Origin of the sequence: Dinoroseobacter sp. S375 (genome assembly GCF_049800775.1) — a bacterium.
Lineage (GTDB): Bacteria > Pseudomonadota > Alphaproteobacteria > Rhodobacterales > Rhodobacteraceae > Dinoroseobacter.
Window position 1 is genome coordinate 102,435 of the sequence record NZ_JBNAFR010000003.1, and the last position, 22,643, is coordinate 125,077.

Here is a 22,643-nt window from a genome sequence, read left to right on the forward strand (position 1 = left end):
TTTAGCTCGCCGGGGTCGAGGATACCCCAACATGGGCCGGGCGCAGCAACCGGTCATGGAGGAGGAAGCCCTCGGACATGACCTGAATGATGCCGCCAGCCGGAATGTTCGGCACCGGGGCTTCGAACATCGCCTGATGAAGCTGCGGATCAAACGTGTCGCCCACTTCGGGCGCAATCGGCGTGATGCCATGCTTGCCAAAGACATTGAGGATCTCGCGCATGGTCAGCTCCACGCCTTCGATCATGCCGCCCGCGATTTCACGCTGGCTGTCGTCAACGGTATCGAGCGCACGGCGCAGGTTGTCGAACACCGGCAGCATGTCGCGCGCAAGCTTGGAGCCGCCATACTGCTCGGCCTCGCGACGATCCCGCTCGCCACGCTTGCGGATGTTCTCGGCCTCGGCCAGCGAGCGCATGAGCCGATCCTTCAGCTCGTCCCGCTCGGCAATGATCGCCTCGACCCCGGGACCGGGGGCATCGGGCCCCTCTTCCGCAAGGGCGGCTTCCATTTCGGCATTGGCGGCCTCTTCTTCCGCGGCAATCTCCGCGTCGACCTCAGCGAAAATGTCTTCTTCGGTTTTGGGGTCTGCCATCTCTTCGTTTCCTCTATGCCCGGTCGCCCAGGATCTTGCCGACCAGTTGCGCTGTATACTCCACCACCGGAACGACTCGTCCGTAATTCAGTCGGGTCGGTCCGATCACACCAACGGCTCCGATAATCTTGCGGTCCGCGTTCATATAAGGGCTGACGACCAGAGAGGAACCCGAAAGTGAGAAAAGCTTGTTCTCCGAACCGATAAAAATGCGCACACCCTCGCCCGTCTCGGCCAGATCGAGGAAAGCGGCGATATCCCGCTTGCGTTCCAGATCGTCAAAAAGCTCGCGCACCCGTTCCAGATCTTCGGAGGGCGGACCATCGCCCAGCAGGTTCGCGCGGCCCCGCACGATCAACCGCTCGCTCGATTCGCCCGCATCCTGCCAGACGGCGGTTCCGGCCTCGACCAGCGCCGCGGCGATGCGATCCAGCTCGCTGCGCCGTGTCGCAATCTCGCGCCCGATGACATCAGACAGCTCGGACAGGGTCCGACCCTCGGCCAGAGCATTCAGAAAATTCGCAGCCTCACGCATGGAGGACGGCGTCTGCCCCGGCGGAGGCGAAAACACCCGGTTTTCCACATGGCCATCGGCAAAGACCAGCACCACCAGGGCGCGGTCCGGTCCAAGGCTGACGAACTCGATATGCTTGATCGGCGCGGATTCGTGCTTTGGCGTGAGCACAAGGCTCGCCCCTTGCGTGATCCCCGAGAGGGCCGAGCCCACACGATCCAGCAAGGTGCCCACATCATTGTTCTCACCCGCCGAGGATTCGATCGTCTCGCGATCCTCGCGCGACAGGTCCCCAACCTCGAGCAGGCCGTCCACGAACATCCGCAAACCAAGCTGCGTCGGGATCCGACCGCTGGAGATATGAGGCGAGTCGAGCAGGCCGAGATATTCCAGATCCTGCATCACGTTCCGGATCGTCGCGGCCGAGACCTTTTCCGACATGCTGCGCGTCAGGGTGCGGCTGCCCACCGGGTCGCCCGAGCTCAGATAGCCTTCGACCACCCGGCGAAACACCTCGCGGGAGCGATCGTTCATTTCTGCCATCACCTGGGATCGGTCATCCATCGGGTCGCGCGCCTTTGTCATGCTCAACAGAACGGCTTGGGGGCCGCTCTTTTATTTCACGCCCAACTCTGGCGTCAACGGCTTGCCATTTAGATAAGGGCGCGCCTATCTGGCGCAAATAGCGAAAGGATCGTCATGCGACCGTCAGGACGTCAAGTCAATGAAATGCGCGCTGTCTCCATCGAGACCGGGTTCACGAAACATGCCGAGGGCTCCTGCCTGATTTCCATGGGCGAAACCCGCGTCTTGTGCACGGCCTCGGTCGAAGAGCGCGTGCCCCCCTTCCTGCGCAATTCCGGACTGGGCTGGGTCACGGCGGAATACGGCATGCTGCCCCGCGCGACCCATACACGGGGGCGACGCGAAGCCGCAGCGGGCAAGCAATCGGGCCGAACGCAGGAAATCCAGCGTCTGATCGGGCGCAGCCTGCGCGCAGGCGTGGACCGGGTCGCCCTGGGCGAACGGCAGATCACGGTGGATTGCGACGTGATCCAGGCCGACGGCGGCACACGCTGCGCATCGATCACCGGGGCCTGGGTTGCCCTGCGTCTGGCCGTGAACAAGCTGATGAAGACCGGCGACATTATCACCGATCCGCTGATGGATCACGTAGCAGCGGTGTCCTGCGGGATCTACGCGGGTCAGCCCGTCCTCGATCTTGACTATGCCGAGGATTCCGAGGCCGGCACGGACGCGAATTTCGTGATGACCGGATCTGGGGGCCTGATCGAGGTTCAGGGCTCTGCCGAGGGCGCACCCTTCTCGCGCGATGCGTTGAACACCTTGATGGATCTGGCCGAAGCCGGTGTCGCAGAGCTGGTAGCAGCTCAGAAAGCGGCCGTCGGCCAATGACCCTCTTTGCCGACAAGACCCTGCTCGTCGCCAGTCACAACAAGGGCAAGATCGAAGAGATTGCCCATCTGCTGGAGCCTTACGGCATCGCCGTGACCTCGGCGGCCGAGCATGGTCTGTCGGAACCCGAGGAAACCGAAACGAGCTTTGTCGGTAATGCCCGGATCAAGGCTCATTACGCCGCAAAAGAGACCGGTTTGCCCGCCCTCGCCGATGATAGCGGGTTGGAGGTCGACGCACTCGACGGTGCCCCTGGTGTCTACACGGCAGATTGGGCCGAGACCACGTCCGGACGCGATTTCAAGATGGCCATGGCCAAGGTGCACGACGCGCTTCTGGCGAAGGGCGCCGCAGCCCCTTGGCGAGCACGGTTCTGCTGCACGCTGGTGCTCGCCCTGCCCGACGGGACAGATCACGTTTTCCCCGGCACCATGGATGGTCAATTGGTCTGGCCCATGCGCGGGGATCAGGGACATGGCTATGATCCGGTGTTCCAGCCCGATGGCTATGACATCACCTTTGGCGAGATGGACCGGTGGGAGAAGAACAAGATCAGCCACCGCGCCGATGCTTTCGCGAAATTCAAAGCGGCGTGTTTTCCGGAGGGGTCATGAGACGCCTGATATCCTCCGGATCGCCCTTTGAGGCCGAAATTGGCTACTCCCGGGCGGTCGTACAGGGGGATTGGTGCTTCCTGTCGGGCGTCACCGGGTATGACTACACAACCATGAGCTTGCCAGTGAGCGTTGAAGAACAGGCAAGTAATTGTTTTAAAACGATATTTAGTGTCTTGGAGGAAGCTGATTTCAGCCCCGATACGATCTGCCGGGTCCAATACACGCTATCGGACCGCGCGCTGGCCCAAAAGGTCATCCCGGTTCTTGGCGCCGCCCTGGGCGAGATCCGCCCGGCCGCCACCATGGTCTTTGCCGGGCTGCTGGAGCCCGAAATGCTGATCGAGATCGAAGTTACGGCGTTCAAAGGCTAACCGTGATGGAGGATTGGCAGCATGGCGGCTTCGGGCTCTATCTGCACTGGCCGTTCTGCGCCTCCAAATGCCCCTATTGCGACTTCAACAGCCATGTCCGCGATCGCGTTGATCAGGATCTGTGGCGGAGCGCTTTGCTCTCTGAAATCGACCGCGTCGGTCAGGAAACCAAGGGTCGGACGCTGGATACCGTGTTCTTTGGCGGCGGCACGCCGTCTCTGATGGATCCCGACTTGGTGGCGGATCTGATGGATCGGATCCGGACCACATGGCGGACCTCGAACATTTTCGAAACGACGCTTGAAGCGAATCCAAGCTCTGTCGAAGCCGGACGGTTTCGTGCGTATCGGGATGCCGGGATCAACCGCGTGTCCATGGGGGTGCAAACGCTGAACGATCGCGACCTGCGGGCTTTGGGTCGGCTGCACAGCGTCGCCGAGGCCCGCAAGGCCTTTGACATCGCGCGGGATTGCTTCGATCGGGTGAGCTTTGACCTGATTTATGCCAGGCAAGATCAGACCCTTCAGGAATGGGAGGCTGAGCTCAAAACGGCTCTAAATATGGCGGTTGACCACCTGTCGCTTTATCAGCTCACCATTGAGCCCGGCACGGCGTTTGGCGCTCGCGAGGCCATTGGACGGCTTCCGGGCCTGCCGGACGAGGATCTCGGCGCCGACATGTATGAGCGCACGCAGGAGATATGCGGGGCGGCGGGCATGCCCGCCTATGAGGTTTCGAACCATGCCCGCCCCGATGCCATGTCACGTCACAACATGATCTATTGGCGCTACGGAGATTACGCAGGGATAGGTCCCGGGGCGCATGGACGCCTGTCGCTCACGTCCGGGAAATGGGCGACCTCAACCCATCTCTCACCAGAAAAATGGCTGGACGCGGTTCAGAGAACCGGAAACGGTGAAACCCCGCGTTCCCGCATTCCCCTTGCAGATCAGGCCGATGAGATGTTGATGATGGGGCTGCGTCTTCATGACGGTATATCGACGGACAGATATGAAGCGCTCTCGGGGCACGCCCTTCCTGTGGAACCCCTCAAGGAGTTGATCGAAACTGGTCTTCTGAAACTGGACGGAACGCAGCTGCGCGCCACTTCTTCCGGTATGATGGTGTTAAACGCAGTCCTGCGGCAACTTTTGCTGGCGCATACATGAGGGTTCTTTGGGTCACGGGCGGCTCGGCCGCGCTTGGACTTGGGGTCATCGGGATCATTTTCCCCCTTCTGCCCACAGTTCCGTTTCTGCTCCTCGCAGCGTTCTGCTACGCGCGAGGTTCGGATCGGCTGCACCTCTGGCTCATTGAGCATCCACGACTAGGGCAACCCATTCTCGACTGGCAGGAACGCGGCGCCATCAGCCTGCGTGCAAAATGTCTGGCCAGTGTGTCTGTTCTCGCCGCCTTTTCAATCAGTCTGATCCTCGGCGTTGCGCCCTTCGTTCTCGCGATCCAAGCAGTCGTTCTGAGCCTCGTCTCGATATTTATCTGGACGCGACCGAGCGACTAGAGCTCACCCGCCAAGACGGCGACACAGGTCATCCAGCTCGTCCAGGGATCCATACTTGATCGTCAGAGCGCCGGATTCCCCGTTCGGTTTGTGGTCAATCGAGACGGACATCCCCAGATTGGCACCAAGGTCGAGCTCCAGAGCGCGCGTATCGGCGTCTTTCTCGAGTTTACCGGACGCTGGCTTCTTCGCGGTCGGGGGTTTCGCCGTCACACCTTTGGCCAGCCGCTCAGCATCCCGTACAGACAGACCCTTTTGAATGATCTCCCGCGCGAGCGCACTGGGCGTGTCAGCAGTGATAAGCGCGCGCGCATGGCCAATGGTCAGGTCACCGGCGGCAAGAAAGTCCAGAACATCCTCGGGCAGCGACATCAGACGCAACATGTTGGCTATGTGACTGCGGCTTTTACCTAGGGCTTGTGCCAGACGCTCCTGAGTGTGTCCGAAGCGGTCCATAAGCTGACGATAGCCCTGCGCTTCTTCAACCGGGTTGAGATCCGCCCTCTGAATATTCTCGATAATCGCGACTTCCAGAGATTCCGTGTCGGACAGGTCGCGCACCAGAACAGGAATGTCGTGCTGCTGTGCCAGCTGAGACGCGCGCCAACGTCGTTCACCCGCAACGATCTGGTACATCTCCGAGTCGTCGGGGTCCTTCCGTACGATCAATGGCTGAAGAACGCCCTTCTCTCGAATCGACTCCGCTAGACTGTCCAAGTCTTCCTGCGGAAAAACTCGACGGGGCTGATCCGGATTGGGTCGAACCGTTTCAATGGGCACACGGAGATCCGCGCTTGTCGCACGCTCCGCCGGGGCCTGATCTGCATTCTCAGGGGTGCCGATATTCACATCGGCCATCAAGGCTGACAGGCCACGCCCGAGCCCGCGACGTTCCGCTTTCTTGTCTGCGCTCATCTCTTTCCCTCTCAGGCAACCAGGCTGTGACGTTCGAGTATTTCTTCGGCAAGACCAAGATAGGCCTGCGATCCAAGCGATGTCGGATCATACTTGATAACCGGCATCGCATAGGACGGTGCCTCGCTGACCCGCACATTCCTTGGGATAATCGTCTTGAAAATAAGGTCACCGAGGTTCTCTCGCGCATCCTCTTCAACCTGCCGCGACAGGTTATTTCTTCGATCGTACATTGTAAGGACAACACCCTCGATCCGAAGTTTCGGGTTCGCCGTCTCCCGAACCTCACGAACAGACATCAGCAACTGAGACAACCCTTCGAGCGCGAAGAATTCGCTTTGCAACGGCACAAGAACGGAATCTGCCGCCACCATCGCGTTGATCGTCAGAAGATTCAGGCTTGGAGGACAATCGACCAGAACATAGTCGATCCTCTGAGGCATATTGGAGAGCTGGGTCAAAGCCGTCCGAAGTTTGAACACACGACGGCTATTGGAAATGAGCTCGATATCCGCCGAACTCAGGTCCGTCGTCGCCGGTGCAAGGTAAAGGTTGTCGATTGATGTTTCACGTGAAACATCTGCGATCGATGCGTTCTCTATCAAAAGGTCATAGGTTGACAGCGTCCGCTCCTCCGGGGGAAATCCCAGTCCAGTGGACGCATTTCCCTGCGGATCAAGATCGATAATAAGCACCGATTTACCGGAGAGAGCCAAAGCTGTGGCTAGGTTGATCGCCGTCGTCGTCTTCCCGACCCCCCCCTTTTGATTGGCAATCGCAATAACACGCGAGCGGGGTTGGTGCGAAAATTCAGACACGCGCGAAAGCTCCAACTTCTAGAATAAACGTGCCCGGCTCAGTTTGACTGGCGTGGGCCTTGAAATCAAAATCCCACATTTTCTGCGCTGCGGCCAGCTCCTTTTCATATGATTTGCCCTTGGGAAATAGAGAAACGCCTTCGGGCTTCCGGTGCCGTTCGGATGCGTCCAACAGCGAAGGAAGCGCGGCAAATGCCCGAGCTGTTACAAGATCTGCCTCCAGGGGTTCTATCGCTTCAACACGGTCATTGAGAACTCTGACATTAGCACCGACTTCGCGAGCGACAGTCCTGAGAAAAACCGCCTTTCGACTGTCAGATTCGATGCAGGTCACAGTGAACTCTGGACGCTGTTCAGACGCGAGGATTCCAAGAACCATCGCTGGAAACCCGGCTCCAGATCCGAAATCTACGAGGCTTTCGACACAATGAGGGATAAACTCATACAGTTGGGCAGAATCGACAATATGGCGTTCCCACAGTTCCGGCACAGTACTCGGAGCGATCAGATTGATCCTCTTCGTCCATTTCTTGGTAAGAGCTTCGTAAATCTGGAGCCGTTCGCGTGTTTCACGTGAAACATCCTGCAAGACCATTCCCAGACTCAAACAGCTTTGCGCAAGGGGCGCTTGCGTACGGACGACAAAATCAACGTCAGCGCGGCCGGTGTCACCCCCTCAATCCGGGCAGCCTGCCCGAGATTGTCCGGACGCGCCGCCTCAAGCTTTTGACGCACCTCGTTCGACAGCCCCGCAATCGTCGAATAGTCCAGGTCTATCGGCAGTTCGAGCGCCTCGTCCTTCTTCATTGCTTCAACGTCCCGCTGCTGACGCGCTACATAGTGCGCATACGTTGCTTCGATTTTGACTTGCGCGGCAACCAACGTTTCCACCTCAAGCTCCGGCCAAATGCCGGATAACTGATCAAAGCCTACGCTCGGCAATGCGAGCAAATCCAATCCTGAGCGACGACGGCCATCCTCGTTCACATGAAGACCCGCCAGGTTCGCTTGCTTGGGTGTTAGGGAGCGCTCGTTGAGCAAGTCGAGCGCGGAACGCAGCGCCTCGCTCTTCCGAGAGAAGACCGTGCTTCGCTCAGGTCCGACACATCCCAGCGCAATACCGAGCGGCGTCAGCCTTTGATCTGCGTTGTCGCAGCGCAGCGCGAGGCGATACTCAGCGCGAGACGTGAACATTCTGTACGGCTCAGCGACGCCATGGGTGACCAAATCATCAACCATAACCCCGATATACGACGTTGATCGGCTTGGAACAAAACTGCGATCTGGGGCTAGTGCGGCATTCAATCCCGCGACAAGACCTTGCGCCGCAGCTTCTTCGTACCCTGTTGTCCCATTAATCTGTCCCGCCAAGTACAGTCCGCTTAATCCCCGAATCGCCAGAGTATGATCCAATGCTCGGGGATCCACATAGTCATATTCGATCGCATAACCCGGCTGCAGGATTTCCGCCTGCTCCAACCCTTTGATACTTCGCACATAATCAATCTGAACATCTTCCGGCAAGGAGGTCGAGATCCCATTCGGGTACACTGTATTGGTGTCGAGACCCTCGGGTTCGAGGAAGATTTGGTGAGACGTCTTATCGGCGAACCGGACAATCTTGTCTTCGATGGACGGACAGTATCGGGGCCCTACCCCCTCAATATGCCCGCCATACATCGCCGAGCGATCAAGGTTCTGCCGGATGATATCGTGTGTATGTGGGTTTGTATGAGTGATCCCGCAGGAAATCTGCCGCGCGGTCGGTGCCGACGACAGGAATGAAAACATCGTTGGGTCGACGTCCCCAGGCTGACTTTCCAAAGACGACCAATCAATAGTTCGTCCATCAAGCCTAGGCGGGGTCCCGGTTTTCAGCCGCCCCAAGCGCAGGTCAAAACTGTCAAAGCGTTCAGCCAGTCTGATCGAAGGCCGGTCTCCAATCCGGCCACCAGAGAAACTCCGATCACCGATATGAATAATCCCGCGCAGGAAGGTTCCTGTTGTAACGATAACGGACCTCGCACGGATTTCTGCTCCATCCGCAAGAACGACTCCCTCAATCGCAGTTCCCTGTTGGATGAGATCAGCGACCTCGCCCGCTATCAGCTGCAGCGATGGCAGGGACTCTATCTCCCGCCGCATTTCCCTTTGATAAATCTTTCGATCACTTTGCGCGCGGGGTCCTTGGACAGCGGGCCCCTTCCGCTTGTTCAGAAGTCGAAATTGAATTCCCGCCTTATCGGCAACGCGGCCCATGACGCCATCCATGGCATCGATCTCACGTACCAGATGGCCTTTGCCCAAGCCCCCAATCGCCGGATTGCAGGACATGACCCCGATATTGTCGAGCGACAACGTAATGAGGGCCGTGCGAGCCCCCAGCCGCGCCGAAGCAGCGGCTGCCTCAGTACCGGCATGGCCGCCACCGATTACAATCACATCGAAGTCGGTTTGTTTCACGTGAAACACTCCCTCACTTGCCGAGGCAAAAACTGGAGAAAATATCGCCGAGCACATTTTCGATACCGATGCGTCCCACGAGAGATTCGAGATAGCTGGTTGCTTGACGCAGGTCTTCTACCACCAACTCGACCGGAAGGTCACTGGCAATTCCACTGCGCGCGGACTGTATGGAGGTCGAAGCGTTTTCGAATGCAACCCTGTGACGCGCGTGTGTTGCTGTTCCGACTGAAATCGCGCGATCCGAGAGCCGCGTATGTATAGCATCGACCAAAGAGCTCACCCCGGCGCCGGTCTTTCCAGATACGGACAGATCGGTACTCCGAGCTCTAAGATCCGCTTTCGCATGAACAACAAGATCGTCGGAGAGTGCATCAACCCCGGTCGGCAAAACGCCATCCTCGGTCAAGATCACGCGCAAATCTGAGCGGGATCCTCGTTCCAGTGCGCGAGAGATGCCGATCTTCTCGATCTCATCTGCGGTCTCTCTAAGACCGGCGGTATCCAACATCGTCACGGGAAGACCCTTGAGATCCATCCGAACTTCGACGACATCGCGCGTTGTTCCAGCAATGTGAGACGTGATCGCCGCGTCCCGCCCGGCCAGCGCATTGAGCAAGGTTGACTTGCCCACATTGGGCGCGCCGATAATTGCCACTTCGAAACCGGTTCGAATTCGCTCGGCAACGTAGCTGCCATCGATCTCAGACTGGAAGTCCCGCGCCAGATCGAACAGCAGTGCCCCGACCTCCGGATAGACATCCTCCGGAACTTCCTCGTCGGCGAAATCGATCGTTACTTCGAGCAAAGCCATAGCCCGGATCAACGAGGCACGCCATGCCTCGACCTTTGCCCCCAAATGTCCCGAGAACGTCCGAAGCGCCTGCTTCCTCTGCGCCTCGGTCTCGGATTCTATGAGATCCGCGAGTCCTTCGACCTGTGCGAGATCCAGGCGGTCATTCTCTAACGCCCGCCGTGTGAACTCGCCGGGTTCCGCCAGGCGGGCATCGTCGAACTCGGACAACCGCGCAAGCAGTGCCGAGGTGATCGCTTGCGACCCATGTATTTGAAATTCAACAATATTTTCTCCGGTAAAGCTATTCGGTGCTGCAAAACACAGCACCAATGCCTGGTCCAGGAATTCCCCGTCCCGATCTGTCAGATTTCGGAGCGCAGAGCACCTCGGCGCCGGCAAGGACCCAGCAACAGCCTGCCCCAGCGCAAAGGCGCCGGGGCCGCTGATCCGTATCACGGCGACTCCAGATTTTCCCGGCGCCGTGGCCAGCGCAAAGATCGTGTCCATAGCCGTGTCCCGGTACGATTTAAGTGTTCATCGAGTCGAAGAATTCGGAGTTTGTCTTCGTCTGCTTCAGCTTCGAAATCAGGAACTCGATCGCATCCGTGGTGCCCATCGGGTTCAGGATGCGGCGCAATACGAAGGTCTTCTGCAGATCCTTGGAATCGACCAGCAAGTCTTCCTTCCGTGTCCCGGATTTGAGGATATCCATCGCGGGGAAGACACGCTTGTCTGCAACTTTGCGATCCAGAACGATCTCGGAGTTACCCGTGCCTTTGAACTCTTCGAAGATCACCTCGTCCATCCGCGAGCCCGTATCAATCAGAGCCGTCGCGATGATCGTCAGCGATCCGCCCTCTTCGATGTTCCGCGCGGCTCCGAAGAAGCGTTTGGGGCGCTGCAAGGCGTTCGCATCCACACCACCGGTCAGCACCTTGCCCGAGGACGGCACCACGGTGTTGAAGGCCCGGCCGAGACGGGTGATCGAGTCCAGCAGGATCACGACGTCGCGCTTATGCTCGACAAGCCGCTTCGCCTTCTCGATCACCATCTCGGAGACCGCCACGTGACGTGAGGCCGGCTCGTCGAAGGTCGAGGAGATAACCTCCCCCTTCACAGACCGCTGCATGTCCGTGACTTCCTCGGGCCGTTCGTCGATCAGCAGAACCATCAGGTAGCATTCCGGGTGGTTCGCGGCGATGCTCTTGGCGATGTTCTGCAGCAGCACCGTCTTACCGGTCCGCGGCGGCGCCACGATGAGCGACCGCTGCCCCTTCCCGATCGGTGCCACCAGATCAATGATCCGGGCGGAACGGTCGCGGATCGTCGGATCCTCGATCTCCATCTTCAGCCGCTCATCCGGATAGAGCGGCGTGAGGTTGTCGAAGCTCACCTTGTGGCGTGCCATTTCCGGGTCCTGGAAATTGACCTGGCTGACCGAGGTGATCGCGAAATAACGCTCATTCTCACGCGGAGCCTGAATGACACCTTCAACGGTGTCACCGGTGCGCAGGGAGTGCTGGCGGATCTTCTCGGGCGAGACATAGATGTCATCCGGGCCCGGCAGATAGTTTGCCTCGGGCGAGCGCAGGAAGCCGAAGCCATCCTGCATCACTTCGAGCACGCCATCCCCGGAAATCTCCCAGCCGTCTTCGGCCCGTTCCTTGAGGATGGCGAACATCATGTCGCCCTTGCGCATGGTCGACGCGTTCTCGACCTCCAGCTCTTCAGCCAGAGGGAGAAGGTCAGCCGGGCTCATGGCTTTGAGGTCAGCGAGGGCAAGACGCTCTTGAGTCATAGGGATATCCCATACTGGCGCCACTTGGGGCGCAGATCATATGTATTCAGTGAGAGAACGCCTCCGGACGGAGGGTTGGCGGCTGTCCTAGACCGGCGCGCGGTCTGAGTCAATCATTCTGGACACTGCGTTCAGAATGGACGGGCAATCACCGAGAACACAATGACCAGCATTAGCACTGTCGGCACCTCATTCATCTTTCGGTAACCAGTTCCCGTCACAGTCGCAGTACCGGCCAGAAGCTGCTTGCGTTGACCGGCACACCACATGTGAAACCACGTCATGCCAAGGATCGCCGCGAACTTCGTATAGGGCCAGATCGCCCCCCAATCCACCACACCGGGTGTCATCACCAGCCAGAGGCCAAAGACCCAGCTCGAGATCATTGCCGGGTTCATGATCGCCCGCAGCAGCCGGCGCTCCATCGTCTGAAACAGCTCCTTGGTCTCGCCAGTGACCGCGTCGGATTCCACGTGATAGACAAAGAGCCGAGGAAGGTAGAACAGACCTGCCATCCAGGCGATCACAGAGATCACGTGAAGCGACTTGATCCAGGGATAAAGGTCCATCTGACTTCCTTCATTGGTCTGATCTTCTATTCATAAAATATAAAGAAAAGAAAAGATGATGATTATGTAGGTACTGGGGATAAGTCGAATTCTTTGATTATGCACAGGGTTGTTCACTTGGGGATGAGTTTTCCCGGTTCTGTGGATGAAACCAATTGATTCTGACAAAACAAGTGCTTGGCGTCTCTGGAATTCGTCTAAATCTGTGGATCATTCTGGAGTAGACCTGTTTTGATCCCGTACGGTGGTGTCTCGCCCACATGGGATGGAAATTGCACGACTCTGTGGTTATTCGACTTGTCTTTGGACCAGATCGTGAACACCTTCTGATGGGCAGAAACCATGGACATTCTGCGACCAATCTATCCACAGGGGTATCCTCATGGCTGTCAACATCGTGCTTGCCTCCGGATCCGAGATCCGGCGGACGCTGCTGGAGAATGCCGGGGTTCCCGTGCGTGTGGATCCGGCCCGGATCGATGAAGAGATGATCACGCAATCTCTGCAATCCGAAGGCGCCTCTCCTAGAGATGTGGCCGACGCCCTCGCGGAATTCAAGGCCGAGAAGGTTGCGCGGCGTGCGCCTGACGCTTTGGTCATTGGCTCTGATCAGGTGCTCGATATCGGTGGTACACTTCTGTCGAAACCTGAGACACCAGAGGATGCCGAGGCCCAGATCACCATGTTGTCGGGCAAGACTCATCGGTTGCATTCGGCTGCGGTGATCTATCATGAGGGCAAGCCTATCTGGCGTCATGTGGGGCAGGTACGCCTGACCATGCGCCCGGTCGGAGCTGACTATATCAAGACCTATGTCACGCGGAACTGGGATAGCATCCGGCACGCGGTCGGTGCCTACAAGCTCGAGGAAGAGGGCGCGCGGCTCTTTGCGCGGGTCGATGGCGATTATTTCACGGTTTTGGGCCTCCCCTTGTTGGAATTGTTGAGCTATCTCACCCTGAGGGGAGAGATCGACGGATGACAGACCACAAGGTGCCCATAGCTGGCGTGATCGGAAACCCGATCGCGCATTCCCGGTCGCCGCATTTGCACGGCCACTGGCTTCGGACCTATGGGATCGATGGGTATTACGTGCCGCTGCATGTCCAGGGTCAGGATCTGGCCGAGGTGTTTCGCGCCCTGCCCAAGTTGGGGTTCAAGGGCGTGAATGTCACCCTGCCTCATAAAGAACGCGCGCTGGAACTTGCGGATCGTGTCTCGGACCGAGCGGCGCTGATCGGTGCGGCAAATACCATTACATTCCAACCGGATGGCACGATCCATGCGGATAACACCGATGGCTATGGCTTCATCGAGAACCTGCGCGCCGGAGCCCCGGGTTGGTCGCCCCGGACGGGTCCCATCGTCGTACTGGGCGCGGGCGGTGCCGCGCGCGGTGTCCTCTCGGCCTTGCTCGAGGCCGGAGCGCCGGAGATCCGTCTGGCCAACCGCACCCGCGTAAAGGCTGAAAGCCTGCGCCATGATTTTGGGCCCCGGGTCACGGTTGTCGACTGGCACCGGGTCTCAGACGTTCTCGAGGATGCGACGACGCTGGTGAACACGACCTCCCTCGGGATGGAGGGGCAGGCGGAACTGTCGATCTCCATCGACGCGCTGCCGAGGGATGCGGTTGTCACCGACATCGTCTATCGCCCGCTGATCACCAAACTCCTCGGCACGGCCATGGCCCGTGGCAATCCGATTGTGGATGGGTTGGGCATGCTCCTGCACCAGGCCGCACCCGGGTTTGAACGGTGGTTCGGATTGCGCCCCGAGATCACGCCGGAGCTCCGCGCGGCGGCTCTTGCCGAATGATCAAGATCGGGCTGACCGGCTCCATTGGGATGGGCAAAAGCACCACCGCCGCCATGTTTGCGGCGCGGGGCGTTCCGGTCTGGGATGCGGACGCGGCGGTTCACCGTCTCTATGGTCCGGAAGGTGCCGGGGCGGAGGCGATCAGCCGCCTCTTTCCAAGCGCAGTCACCGCCGATGGTGTGGATCGTAGCGTCCTCAAAGCCGAGATTTCCCGGGATCCGAGCGCCCTCAAGTTCATCGAGGCCGTGATCCATCCACTCGTGGCCGCGGATCGCGCGGCGTTCGTGGCCGAGGCCGAGGCCTCCGGTGCGACCGCGGTGCTGCTGGATATCCCTCTTCTCTTTGAAACCGGATCCGCTGATCAGATGGATCTGGTGGTCGTTGTCTCGGCTTCGCCCGAAGCGCAACGGGCGCGGGTGCTCGCGCGCCCGGACATGACCGAGGCGCAGTTCGAGACGATCCTCACCAAGCAAATCCCCGATGCCGAGAAACGCGCCCGGGCGGATATCGTGATTTCGTCCGAGACTCTGGACAGTGCCGAGGTGGGGGTGGACACTGTCATACAACACCTGTCGGAGAGCCAAGATGCGTGAGATCGTTCTGGATACGGAGACCACCGGGTTCGAGCCGTCGGAAGGGGACCGCATCGTCGAGATTGGCGCGGTTGAGCTCTTTAACCACATGCCCACGGGCAAGGTGTATCACCAATACATCAACCCGCAGCGCAGCATGCCGCAATCGGCCTTCGAGGTGCACGGGCTGGGCGATGAGTTCCTCGCTGAAAAGCCGGTCTTCGCCGCAATTGTTGATGAGTTTGTCGAGTTCGTCGGGGATGCCAAGCTGGTCATCCACAACGCGGCCTTCGATATGAAATTCCTGAACGCAGAGCTAGGATGGGTCAACCGCCCGCTCCTGCCAATGGATCAGGCCCTCGACACTCTGGCGATCGCGCGCAAGAAGTTTCCCGGGTCTCCGGCATCGCTCGACGCTTTGTGTCGTCGGTTTGGCGTCGACAACTCCGCGCGCGAAAAGCACGGCGCCTTGCTCGATTCCGAGATTCTGGCCGAAGTGTATCTCGAACTGATCGGGGGTCAGCAGCCAGGCCTGGAGCTTGGCGCGCGCGCGTCCAGCGGTGGGGCAGGGGCCAATGCCCAGTCCCAGAGGGTCGCAGCGCGGCCAAACCCGCTTCCGCCCCGGATTACGGACACGGAAAAGGCGGCTCACGCCGCCTTTGTCGAGAAGCTTGGGGATGGCGCGCTTTGGATGAAAGCGCGCTGATCTCTTAGGCCTGCGCGGTCGGCGCGGCCTGCTGAGCGGCCGCGCGACGGGCGAGTTCCTGACGGTAGAGCGCCACGAAATCGATCAGGTCGAGGTTCAGCGGCGGGAAGCCACCATCGCGGGTCACATCGGACACGATGCGGCGCACGAAGGGGAAGATCATCCGCGGGCATTCGATCAGCAGGAACGGATGCATCTGCTCATCCGGCACATTCTCGATATGGAAGACGCCTGCATATTCGAGTTCCAGCCCGAAAATCATGTCACCGCTGTCCTTCGTCTTGGCGGTGATGTTCAGCTTCATCGCGACTTCGTACTGGTTGTCCGCCGGACGCTTCTTGGCGTCGAGATTGACTTGCACCTGAATGTCGGGCTGGGCATCGCCCTGCAGACCCTTTTGCGCGGCGATATTTTCGAAGGACAGATCGCGGATGAATTGCGCCAGGATCTTGAGTTGCGGCATCGCCTGCTGTTCTTGCGGAGCGGCGGCGCCGTTCGTGGTTTCGTCAGCCATGGAATCCTCGTCGGGTTATCTGATTGGAGCCGCTCCTATCAGGATGCGCGCGGCCCCTCAATCCCGGCTCGGGTCTTTCGTCCATCCGGACGGGCTGCTCGGCCCGGGCTCGGCGACGTCAAGATCCGTGTACTCCGCCGTATCGATGGTCTGATCCGAGGCCGGCTGCCGCCGCTGCGGACCCGCGCCCATCTCGAATTTCTGCACATTGATGCGGGACTTCGCGTAACGCATGATCGCCAACCGTATGGGCGGGATCAGCAGGGCAAATCCAACCGCGTCGGTAAAAAACCCCGGCGTCAGCAAAAGCGCGCCGGAGAACAGGATCATCGCCCCATGGGCCAGGGCCTCGGACGGATCACGCAATTCCGAGAAGGATCCGCGCAGGTCATTCATCGCCTGTAGCCCCTGGGACCGGACAAGTGTCGTGCCCAAAAGCGCGGTCAGCACCACCACAGCAAGGGTTGGCCAGAGGCCAATTGCCCCGCCGACCTGAATGAACAAGGCGATCTCGATCAAGGGCACGGCCACAAAGAGCACAAAGAGCCACATTTTAAGCTCCTCCGGGGCAGGGGTGAAGGTGGACTTGCCACCGGCTCGACCTTACATATGCAATCTGACCCAAGATACCATAGATACACCGCCGCGCGAGGATCCAATGAATTCAAACATGCTCCAAATCCTGGTACTGATTGGAGTCGCTGTCTTCCTGATCCTCCGGCTGCGCAGCGTTCTTGGCACCCGCGAAGGGTTTGAGAAGAAACCGATGCCGCTGGACGCGCCGGAGCGCGATGTTTCACCCCGTCGCGATTTCGAGGTGATCGAAGGTGGACCGGACAGCGACATCACCGACCACGTCCCCGATGGCAGCGATAGTGCAAAGGCGTTGGCGGCCATGAAGATGGCCGAGCCGGGCTTCAATGTGAGCGAGTTCCTCGCCGGATCCCGGGGGGCTTATGAGTGGATCCTCATGGCGTTCGAGAACGGGGATATCTCCGAAGTTCAGGACTTCATGTCCGAAGAGCTGTACGAGGCCTTTGACGAGGTCATTTCCCAGCGTGCCGAACAGGGCCTGACGGTGGAAGCCGAGTTTATCGGTGTCCGCGAGACCAGCCTTGTGGAGGCGGCGTTTGATCGCGACACCTCTGAAGGTGAGATCACCGTGCGTTATGTGGCCGAGCTGGTCTTTGCCGTGCGCAATGCTGCGGGTGAGATCGTCGAGGGCGACAGCACCGAGATCAAGCGGCAGCGCGACGCCTGGACCTTTGCGCGGATCATGGGGTCGGACGATCCTAACTGGCGGCTTGTTGCGACCGGGGAATGAGGCAACTGGGCGCGGCGCTTGCCGGGCTGTCTCTGATGATTGGCACAGCGGCACACAGCGCTTCTGTTAAACTCCTGTCGTTTGACGACCTCAGCGGCTGGGCGGTCGACAGTCATTTGGCCGCGCTCGAGGCGTTTCGGACGACATGCGTTGACCTCAGGGACCCGGAATGGGCCCCGATCTGTGCTCTTGCGCGCGAGACCGAGGATGCACGCGGGTTCTTCGAGACACTCTTCCTGCCGGTGTTGATCGGCGGCGAGGAGGAGGCGCTCTTTACCGGTTATTACGAACCGGAACTGCGCGCCTCGCTTCGGCGCGAGGGCCCGTACCAATACCCGCTTTACCGACGCCCGCCCGAACTGCCGCGCGGGCAGGCATGGCATACGCGCGGTGAACTCGAAGAGGGTGGTCTTCTCGACGGGCGCGGGCTCGAAATTGCTTACGCGCGCGATCCTGTAGAGGTGTTTTTCCTGCAGGTTCAGGGCTCTGGCCGGTTGCGCTTGCCCGATGGCAATGTGCTGCGGGTCGGGTTTGCCGCCAAGAACGGCCATGACTACAGCTCGGTCGGACGCGAGCTGGTGCGCCGTGGGCTGTTCCAGCCGCATCAGGTCTCGGCGGATCGGATCAAGGACTGGGTTCGCGCCAATGGCGAGGATGGGCGGCGGCTTCTGCACCACAACAAATCCTTCGTGTTCTTCCGCGAGGTTTCGCAAGTGCCGGCCTATCTTGGGCCGCTCGGCGCGATGAACCGCTCGATCACCGAGATGCGCTCCATCGCTGTGGACCCGGCCTTCACCCCCTTGGGGGCGCCGGTCTGGATCGAAAAGGGCGGGGCGCGGCCGCTAAACCAGTTGATGGTTGCGCAGGATACCGGTTCGGCGATCAAGGGCGCGCAGCGGGCCGATATCTTTTACGGCACGGGCGAGGCTGCGGGCGCGCAGGCGGGGCGGATCCGTGATCCGGGCCGGATGGTTGTGTTGCTGCCGATCGAAATGGCGTTGGCCTATGCGGAAGGTGGGGATTGAGATGTCCAAGCGCCCGCCCAGACGACTGCGCCCCGATGAGGAGGCCTTGTGGCAACGCGTGGCCGAGACCGCAACGCCGCTGCACAGGACGACCCTGCCGAAACCGACCGATATCGAACGGCCCAAGCGGACCCCGAAAACCCCTGTTGTAGAGCCTGTTTCGCCCTTCTCGATTGGGGAAAAGGCTCAGACCCGGATGACCCATGATATCGCGCCCAGCATGGCCGATCAGATCCGCGCGGCGCCGGTGGCCATGGATCGCAAGGCGTTTGGTCGGCTCAAGCGCGGCAAGCTCAGCCCCGAAGGGCGGCTTGATCTTCATGGGATGACGCTCGCGCAGGCGCATCCGGCCTTGAACCGCTTCATTCTCGGGGCGCATGCGCAGGGCAAGCGGCTGGTGCTGGTGATCACGGGCAAGGGCAAGGATCGCGATGCGGGCGGGCCCATTCCCGAACGTCTCGGGGTGTTGCGCCATCAGGTGCCCCACTGGTTGCAGATCCCGCCGCTGAACGCGGTCGTGTTGCAGGTCAGTCAGGCCCATATCCGCCATGGCGGGGGCGGGGCCTATTACGTCTATCTACGTCGGTCGCGCTAGCCCGGCCGTGGCCTGCAACCGGCGCAGAGACAGGGTCAGCAGCAGGATTGAGGCGAGAATATAGAGGCTGATCCAAGGCATTTGCGTTGGAAAACCGAACCCGGCATCGATCCCGAACCCGGTGAAAAGCGGCCCGATGGCCGACCCGACGACCATCAGGGCCGTCGCCACCGCCTTGATCGCACCCAGATGCCGTGTCCCGAAACTGTCAGCCCAGAAGGCGGCGGGCAGGGCGTTGTTTGCCCCGGCAGTCACCGCCATCAACCCGATGCCGAGGCTCAGGGCCCAGATGCTCTCGGCACCGGCGAGGATCAGAAATCCGAGCGCGAGGGGCAGGAGGTAGAGCGGCATCAACCGCATGCTCCCCACCCGGTCGATCAATGCGCCCGTGCTCAGCATCGCCATCACCGACAAGGCGGAATAGAGCGGAAAGAGCGCTACGAGCTCCAGATGTGGCAGGCCCTTGGCCTCGGCCAGGTGGACCTGTTGAAAAAAGAACGCCGTAATCAGCGCAGGCGGCGCGATCAACCCGGGCACAAGTCCCCAGAAGAGGGGCGAGCGCAGCACCTCGGTCCGGGACCAATGGCGATTGCCCAACCCGGTGGCTTCGTAGGTTGCTGCGAAGCTTTGCGGCGTGCGTTCCGTCCGCAAGAGAAGCCGCAGAAGTGGGATCGTCAGCAGGGCGAGAGCCGCCGTCAGAACCCAAAGCTCCCGCCACGATGCGACGGTCAGAAGTGCGACGAAGATCAGCGGTAGCAGTGCCTCTCCGACGGAAAACCCAAGCGAAGAGACGGCAATCGCCTTGCCCCGGGTGGCCGTGAACCAGCGTGCGATGGCCACGCGCGAGATGTGGCTGAGCATACCTTGACCGGTGAGCCGGAGGGCAAAGACCACAACTGGCAGCATCCAGACCCAAGGGTTTACCGCCATGGCGAGGCAGGCGCAGGCCAATCCGCCCATGGCCCAAGGGCCGAGACTGCGGGCGCGGTGTTGATCGGTGAGCGCGCCGAGCCAGACCATCACCGCCGCCGCGGCAAGAGTGCCGCTGGCATAGATCGCCCCCCATGCGCCGTGGCTCAGGCCAAAGCTGGCCTGGATCTCGCCTGCGAAGATCGAGATGAAGAAGGTCTGGCCATAACTGCTGGAAAACGCGAGCAACCCGCCAGCGCCAAGCCAGCGGGCATTGCTGCGAAGGAATCCGGAACGCGCCATGGCCCAGCCTTAGGGCCGGGCGCAGGCAAAGGAAAGCTCAGAGCACGTAGCGGCTGAGATCGGTATCCTTGGTCAGCGCGCCGAGGTTTTCCTCGACGAAGGCTGCATCGACCGAGATCTCGTCACCGGACCGGTCCGGGGCGGTGAAGCTGAGCTCTTCGAAAACCCGTTCCATCACCGTGTAAAGCCGCCGCGCACCGATATTTTCCACCGACTGGTTCACCTCGGCAGCGATCCGGGCCAAGGCGGCGATACCGTCCTCGGTGAACGAGACGGTGACCTCTTCGGTGCCCATCAGGGCGGTGTATTGCAGGGTCAGGGCGTTGTCGGTCTCGGTCAGGATCCGCACGAAATCCGCCTCGGTCAGGGCGCGCAACTCGACCCGGATCGGCAACCGCCCCTGCAATTCCGGCAAGAGGTCCGAGGGTTTGGCAATGTGGAACGCGCCAGAGGCGATAAACAGGACATGGTCGGTCTTCACCGGGCCGTATTTCGTGCTGACCGTGGTGCCTTCGATCAGGGGCAGCAGGTCGCGCTGCACGCCCTCGCGGCTGACATCGCCGCCGCGCGCGTCGGACCGGGCACAAACCTTGTCGATCTCATCAAGGAACACGATGCCGTTCTGTTCCACCGCGCTCACGGCGGTGCGATTGACGGTCTCGTCGTCGAGCAGTTTGTCGGCCTCTTCGCCGATCAGCACCTCGTAGCTTTGGGCCACGGTCATCTTCTTGCGCACGGTGCGCCCGCCAAAGGCCTTGCCGAAGATATCGCCCAGATTCATCCCGCCGCCCATCTGGCCCATGCCGGGCTGACCGGGAATGTCGAACATCCCCATGGGGTTCGAGGTGTCCGCCACTTCGAGCTCGATGATCGTATCGTCCAGCTCCCCGCTTTTCAGCTTGCGGCGGAACATCTCGCGGGTTGCTTCGCGGGCATCGGTCCCGGCGATGGCCTCGATCACCCGTTCCTCGGCGGCGTTGTGGGCGTTGGCCTTGACCTCATCGCGCATATGCTCGCGGGTCATGGTGATCGCGTTCTCGACCAGATCGCGGATGATCTGTTCCACGTCGCGGCCGACATAGCCGACCTCGGTGAACTTCGTCGCCTCGACCTTGATGAAGGGGGCCCGGGCGAGCTTGGCCAGACGGCGACTGATCTCGGTCTTGCCGACGCCGGTCGGTCCGATCATCAGGATATTCTTGGGATAGACCTCTTCGCGCAGATCATCGCTGAGCTGTTTGCGGCGCCACCGGTTGCGCAGGGCGACGGCGACCGCACGTTTGGCGTCTTTCTGCCCGATGATGAAGCGATCCAGCTCGGATACGATTTCGCGGGGGGTCAGGTCGGTCACGGGGCGGTCTCCTGCGGTAAGTCTGCTCGCTAGGTAAGGATGTGCGCGGAAAACGCAAGCCGAGGGGCGGTGTGGGGCCTAGGCCTCGATCGTCTCAACGGTGAGGTTTCCGTTGGTATAGACACAGATATCGGCTGCGATCTGCATCGCTTTGCGTGCCACGGCCTCGGCGTCATGATCCGTCTCGATCAATCCGCGCGCGGCGGCGAGGGCGAAGTTTCCGCCCGATCCGATCGCTGCAATGTCGTGCTCAGGCTCCAGAACATCCCCCGCGCCGGTGATCACCAGAAGATGCGTGCCATCGGTCACGATCAGCATCGCTTCGAGCTTCTGCAGGTACTTGTCCGTGCGCCAGTCCTTGGCAAGCTCGACCGCTGCGCGCTGCAGCTGGCCCGGTGTTGCCTCGAGCTTGGCCTCGAGCCGTTCGAGCAGGGTGAAGGCATCGGCGGTGGAGCCCGCGAACCCCGCGACCACGTCATGGCCCCCCGGGCTCAGCCGTCGAACCTTGCGCGCGGTGCCCTTGATGACGGTTTGTCCGAGGCTGACCTGTCCATCGCCGGCAACGACGACCTTGCCGTCTTTTTTCACGCCGATGATCGTGGTCCCGTGCCAGCCGGGGAAATCTGTGTCTGCCATGGGGGCCTCCGTCCTTGCCGGTCTTATATGCGGGTGCGGGCCCGGTTTCGCAATGTCCCCGGTCCCTAGGTGTGGCCGAGCGCGGCGGATCGGGCACGAAAAAGGGCGCCCGGAAGCGCCCTCACCCGTGTCATGTTCAGGCTCCGCGCGTTCAGAGCGCTTCCTGAATCCAGCTTTGCAGGGCCGCCTTGGGGGCCGCGCCGACTTTGTTCGAGATGACCTGGCCATCTTTGAACATGAAGAGGGCCGGGATCCCGCGGACGCCCATCTGCGCCGGGGAGTTCGGGTTCTCATCCACGTTGATCTTGGCGATCTTCACCTGACCGTCGAACTGCTCGCTGAGCTCTTCGAGGGCGGGGCCGATCTGCTTGCAGGGGCCGCACCACTCCGCCCAGAAATCCACCACAACGGGGATGTCGGATTTCGTGACTTCGGCGTCGAACGTATCGTCGGTAACGGCAACAGTGGCCATGTCGGTGCCCTCCTTGGGGGATGCATATCT

At 60.5% G+C, this 22,643-nt stretch carries 27 protein-coding genes; 12 read left to right on the plus strand and 15 right to left on the minus strand.

What is annotated here, in order from left to right; translation table 11 throughout:
- Position 1: 1 nt before the first annotated feature.
- A complete protein-coding gene (locus ACP150_RS08355; RefSeq protein ID WP_424966129.1) occupies positions 2–595 on the minus strand; it encodes a nucleotide exchange factor GrpE in 594 nt (197 codons plus the stop codon).
- A gap of 13 nt (positions 596–608) precedes the next feature.
- Positions 609–1,652 (minus strand): heat-inducible transcriptional repressor HrcA, encoded by a 1,044-nt coding sequence (hrcA, locus tag ACP150_RS08360; RefSeq protein WP_424966567.1) that lies wholly within the window; start codon positions 1,650–1,652, stop codon positions 609–611.
- Between the two features lie 156 nt (positions 1,653–1,808).
- On the opposite strand from hrcA, the gene rph reads away from it, so the two are divergent.
- The 5 genes from rph to ACP150_RS08385 are packed head-to-tail and all read left to right on the plus strand — an operon-like array spanning position 1,809 to position 5,032.
- Positions 1,809–2,525 (plus strand): ribonuclease PH, encoded by a 717-nt coding sequence (rph, locus tag ACP150_RS08365; protein WP_424966130.1) that lies wholly within the window; start codon positions 1,809–1,811, stop codon positions 2,523–2,525.
- The gene (rdgB, locus tag ACP150_RS08370) at positions 2,522–3,139 is read left to right on the plus strand and encodes an RdgB/HAM1 family non-canonical purine NTP pyrophosphatase (protein ID WP_424966131.1); all 618 of its coding nucleotides are present in this window, start codon (positions 2,522–2,524) and stop codon (positions 3,137–3,139) included. Before rph ends, rdgB begins: the two co-directional genes overlap by 4 nt.
- Positions 3,136–3,513 carry a RidA family protein gene (locus tag ACP150_RS08375; protein ID WP_424966132.1) on the plus strand — a complete coding sequence of 126 codons (378 nt, stop codon included), beginning with the start codon at positions 3,136–3,138 and terminating at the stop codon, positions 3,511–3,513. Before rdgB ends, ACP150_RS08375 begins: the two co-directional genes overlap by 4 nt.
- Before the next feature lie 5 nt (positions 3,514–3,518).
- A complete protein-coding gene (gene hemW, locus ACP150_RS08380) occupies positions 3,519–4,682 on the plus strand; it encodes a radical SAM family heme chaperone HemW (protein ID WP_424966133.1) in 1,164 nt (387 codons plus the stop codon).
- On the plus strand, positions 4,679–5,032 hold the full coding sequence (locus ACP150_RS08385) for a YbaN family protein (RefSeq protein ID WP_424966134.1): 354 nt from the start codon (positions 4,679–4,681) through the stop codon (positions 5,030–5,032). The genes hemW and ACP150_RS08385 overlap by 4 nt, the downstream gene beginning before the upstream one ends.
- A 3-nt stretch (positions 5,033–5,035) precedes the next feature.
- Here the strand turns inward: ACP150_RS08385 and ACP150_RS08390 are convergent, their stop codons facing one another.
- From ACP150_RS08390 to ACP150_RS08420, 7 genes are all read right to left on the minus strand, one after another.
- Positions 5,036–5,947, minus strand: coding sequence for a ParB/RepB/Spo0J family partition protein (locus ACP150_RS08390; RefSeq protein WP_424966135.1), 912 nt, complete (start codon positions 5,945–5,947; stop codon positions 5,036–5,038).
- Between the two features lie 11 nt (positions 5,948–5,958).
- Positions 5,959–6,765 (minus strand): ParA family protein, encoded by an 807-nt coding sequence (locus ACP150_RS08395; RefSeq protein WP_424966136.1) that lies wholly within the window; start codon positions 6,763–6,765, stop codon positions 5,959–5,961.
- Positions 6,758–7,360 carry a 16S rRNA (guanine(527)-N(7))-methyltransferase RsmG gene (gene rsmG, locus ACP150_RS08400; protein ID WP_424966137.1) on the minus strand — a complete coding sequence of 201 codons (603 nt, stop codon included), beginning with the start codon at positions 7,358–7,360 and terminating at the stop codon, positions 6,758–6,760. Before rsmG ends, ACP150_RS08395 begins: the two co-directional genes overlap by 8 nt.
- Before the next feature lie 8 nt (positions 7,361–7,368).
- A complete protein-coding gene (mnmG, locus tag ACP150_RS08405; RefSeq protein ID WP_424966138.1) occupies positions 7,369–9,228 on the minus strand; it encodes a tRNA uridine-5-carboxymethylaminomethyl(34) synthesis enzyme MnmG in 1,860 nt (619 codons plus the stop codon).
- 13 nt (positions 9,229–9,241) lie between these two features.
- On the minus strand, positions 9,242–10,531 hold the full coding sequence (gene mnmE / locus ACP150_RS08410) for a tRNA uridine-5-carboxymethylaminomethyl(34) synthesis GTPase MnmE (RefSeq protein ID WP_424966139.1): 1,290 nt from the start codon (positions 10,529–10,531) through the stop codon (positions 9,242–9,244).
- Positions 10,532–10,550: 19 nt separating this feature from the next.
- Complete coding sequence (rho, locus tag ACP150_RS08415) at positions 10,551–11,822, minus strand: transcription termination factor Rho (protein WP_424966140.1); 1,272 nt, start codon at positions 11,820–11,822, stop codon at positions 10,551–10,553.
- A 131-nt stretch (positions 11,823–11,953) separates the two neighbouring features.
- A complete protein-coding gene (locus ACP150_RS08420) occupies positions 11,954–12,391 on the minus strand; it encodes a CopD family protein (protein ID WP_424966141.1) in 438 nt (145 codons plus the stop codon).
- Positions 12,392–12,773: 382 nt separating this feature from the next.
- On the opposite strand from ACP150_RS08420, the gene ACP150_RS08425 reads away from it, so the two are divergent.
- From ACP150_RS08425 to dnaQ, 4 genes are read left to right on the plus strand one after another with little or no spacing between them, the layout of a single operon-like run.
- A complete protein-coding gene (locus ACP150_RS08425) occupies positions 12,774–13,373 on the plus strand; it encodes a Maf family protein (protein WP_424966142.1) in 600 nt (199 codons plus the stop codon).
- Positions 13,370–14,206 carry a shikimate dehydrogenase gene (locus ACP150_RS08430; RefSeq protein WP_424966143.1) on the plus strand — a complete coding sequence of 279 codons (837 nt, stop codon included), beginning with the start codon at positions 13,370–13,372 and terminating at the stop codon, positions 14,204–14,206. Before ACP150_RS08425 ends, ACP150_RS08430 begins: the two co-directional genes overlap by 4 nt.
- Positions 14,203–14,799, plus strand: a complete 597-nt coding sequence (gene coaE, locus ACP150_RS08435; protein ID WP_424966144.1) for a dephospho-CoA kinase — start codon at positions 14,203–14,205, stop codon at positions 14,797–14,799. The genes ACP150_RS08430 and coaE overlap by 4 nt, the downstream gene beginning before the upstream one ends.
- Entirely contained in the window at positions 14,792–15,484 is a 693-nt protein-coding gene (dnaQ, locus tag ACP150_RS08440) for a DNA polymerase III subunit epsilon (protein WP_424966145.1), read from the plus strand. Before coaE ends, dnaQ begins: the two co-directional genes overlap by 8 nt.
- 4 nt (positions 15,485–15,488) lie before the next feature.
- Here the strand turns inward: dnaQ and secB are convergent, their stop codons facing one another.
- Both secB and ACP150_RS08450 read right to left on the minus strand, forming a co-directional pair.
- Complete coding sequence (gene secB, locus ACP150_RS08445) at positions 15,489–15,998, minus strand: protein-export chaperone SecB (protein ID WP_424966146.1); 510 nt, start codon at positions 15,996–15,998, stop codon at positions 15,489–15,491.
- Between the two features lie 57 nt (positions 15,999–16,055).
- Positions 16,056–16,550, minus strand: a complete 495-nt coding sequence (locus ACP150_RS08450; protein WP_424966147.1) for an FxsA family protein — start codon at positions 16,548–16,550, stop codon at positions 16,056–16,058.
- A 106-nt stretch (positions 16,551–16,656) separates the two neighbouring features.
- On the opposite strand from ACP150_RS08450, the gene ACP150_RS08455 reads away from it, so the two are divergent.
- Genes ACP150_RS08455 through ACP150_RS08465 form a run of 3 tightly spaced genes read left to right on the plus strand, consistent with a single transcriptional unit; the run spans position 16,657 to position 18,942 of the window.
- Positions 16,657–17,322 (plus strand): Tim44/TimA family putative adaptor protein, encoded by a 666-nt coding sequence (locus ACP150_RS08455; protein ID WP_424966149.1) that lies wholly within the window; start codon positions 16,657–16,659, stop codon positions 17,320–17,322.
- Positions 17,323–17,357: 35 nt separating this feature from the next.
- On the plus strand, positions 17,358–18,347 hold the full coding sequence (locus tag ACP150_RS08460; RefSeq protein WP_424966150.1) for a murein transglycosylase A: 990 nt from the start codon (positions 17,358–17,360) through the stop codon (positions 18,345–18,347).
- 1 nt (position 18,348) lies between these two features.
- Entirely contained in the window at positions 18,349–18,942 is a 594-nt protein-coding gene (locus ACP150_RS08465) for a Smr/MutS family protein (protein ID WP_424966151.1), read from the plus strand.
- Here the strand turns inward: ACP150_RS08465 and ACP150_RS08470 are convergent.
- From ACP150_RS08470 to trxA, 4 genes are all read right to left on the minus strand, one after another.
- Positions 18,925–20,154 carry an MFS transporter gene (locus ACP150_RS08470; RefSeq protein WP_424966152.1) on the minus strand — a complete coding sequence of 410 codons (1,230 nt, stop codon included), beginning with the start codon at positions 20,152–20,154 and terminating at the stop codon, positions 18,925–18,927. The genes ACP150_RS08465 and ACP150_RS08470 overlap by 18 nt on opposite strands.
- A 37-nt stretch (positions 20,155–20,191) precedes the next feature.
- Positions 20,192–21,505: an ATP-dependent protease ATPase subunit HslU gene (hslU, locus tag ACP150_RS08475; protein WP_424966153.1), complete on the minus strand. Its 1,314-nt coding sequence runs from the start codon at positions 21,503–21,505 to the stop codon at positions 20,192–20,194.
- Between the two features lie 78 nt (positions 21,506–21,583).
- Complete coding sequence (hslV, locus tag ACP150_RS08480) at positions 21,584–22,141, minus strand: ATP-dependent protease subunit HslV (RefSeq protein ID WP_424966154.1); 558 nt, start codon at positions 22,139–22,141, stop codon at positions 21,584–21,586.
- 151 nt (positions 22,142–22,292) lie between these two features.
- A complete protein-coding gene (gene trxA, locus ACP150_RS08485; RefSeq protein ID WP_424966155.1) occupies positions 22,293–22,613 on the minus strand; it encodes a thioredoxin in 321 nt (106 codons plus the stop codon).
- Positions 22,614–22,643: the final 30 nt, after the last annotated feature.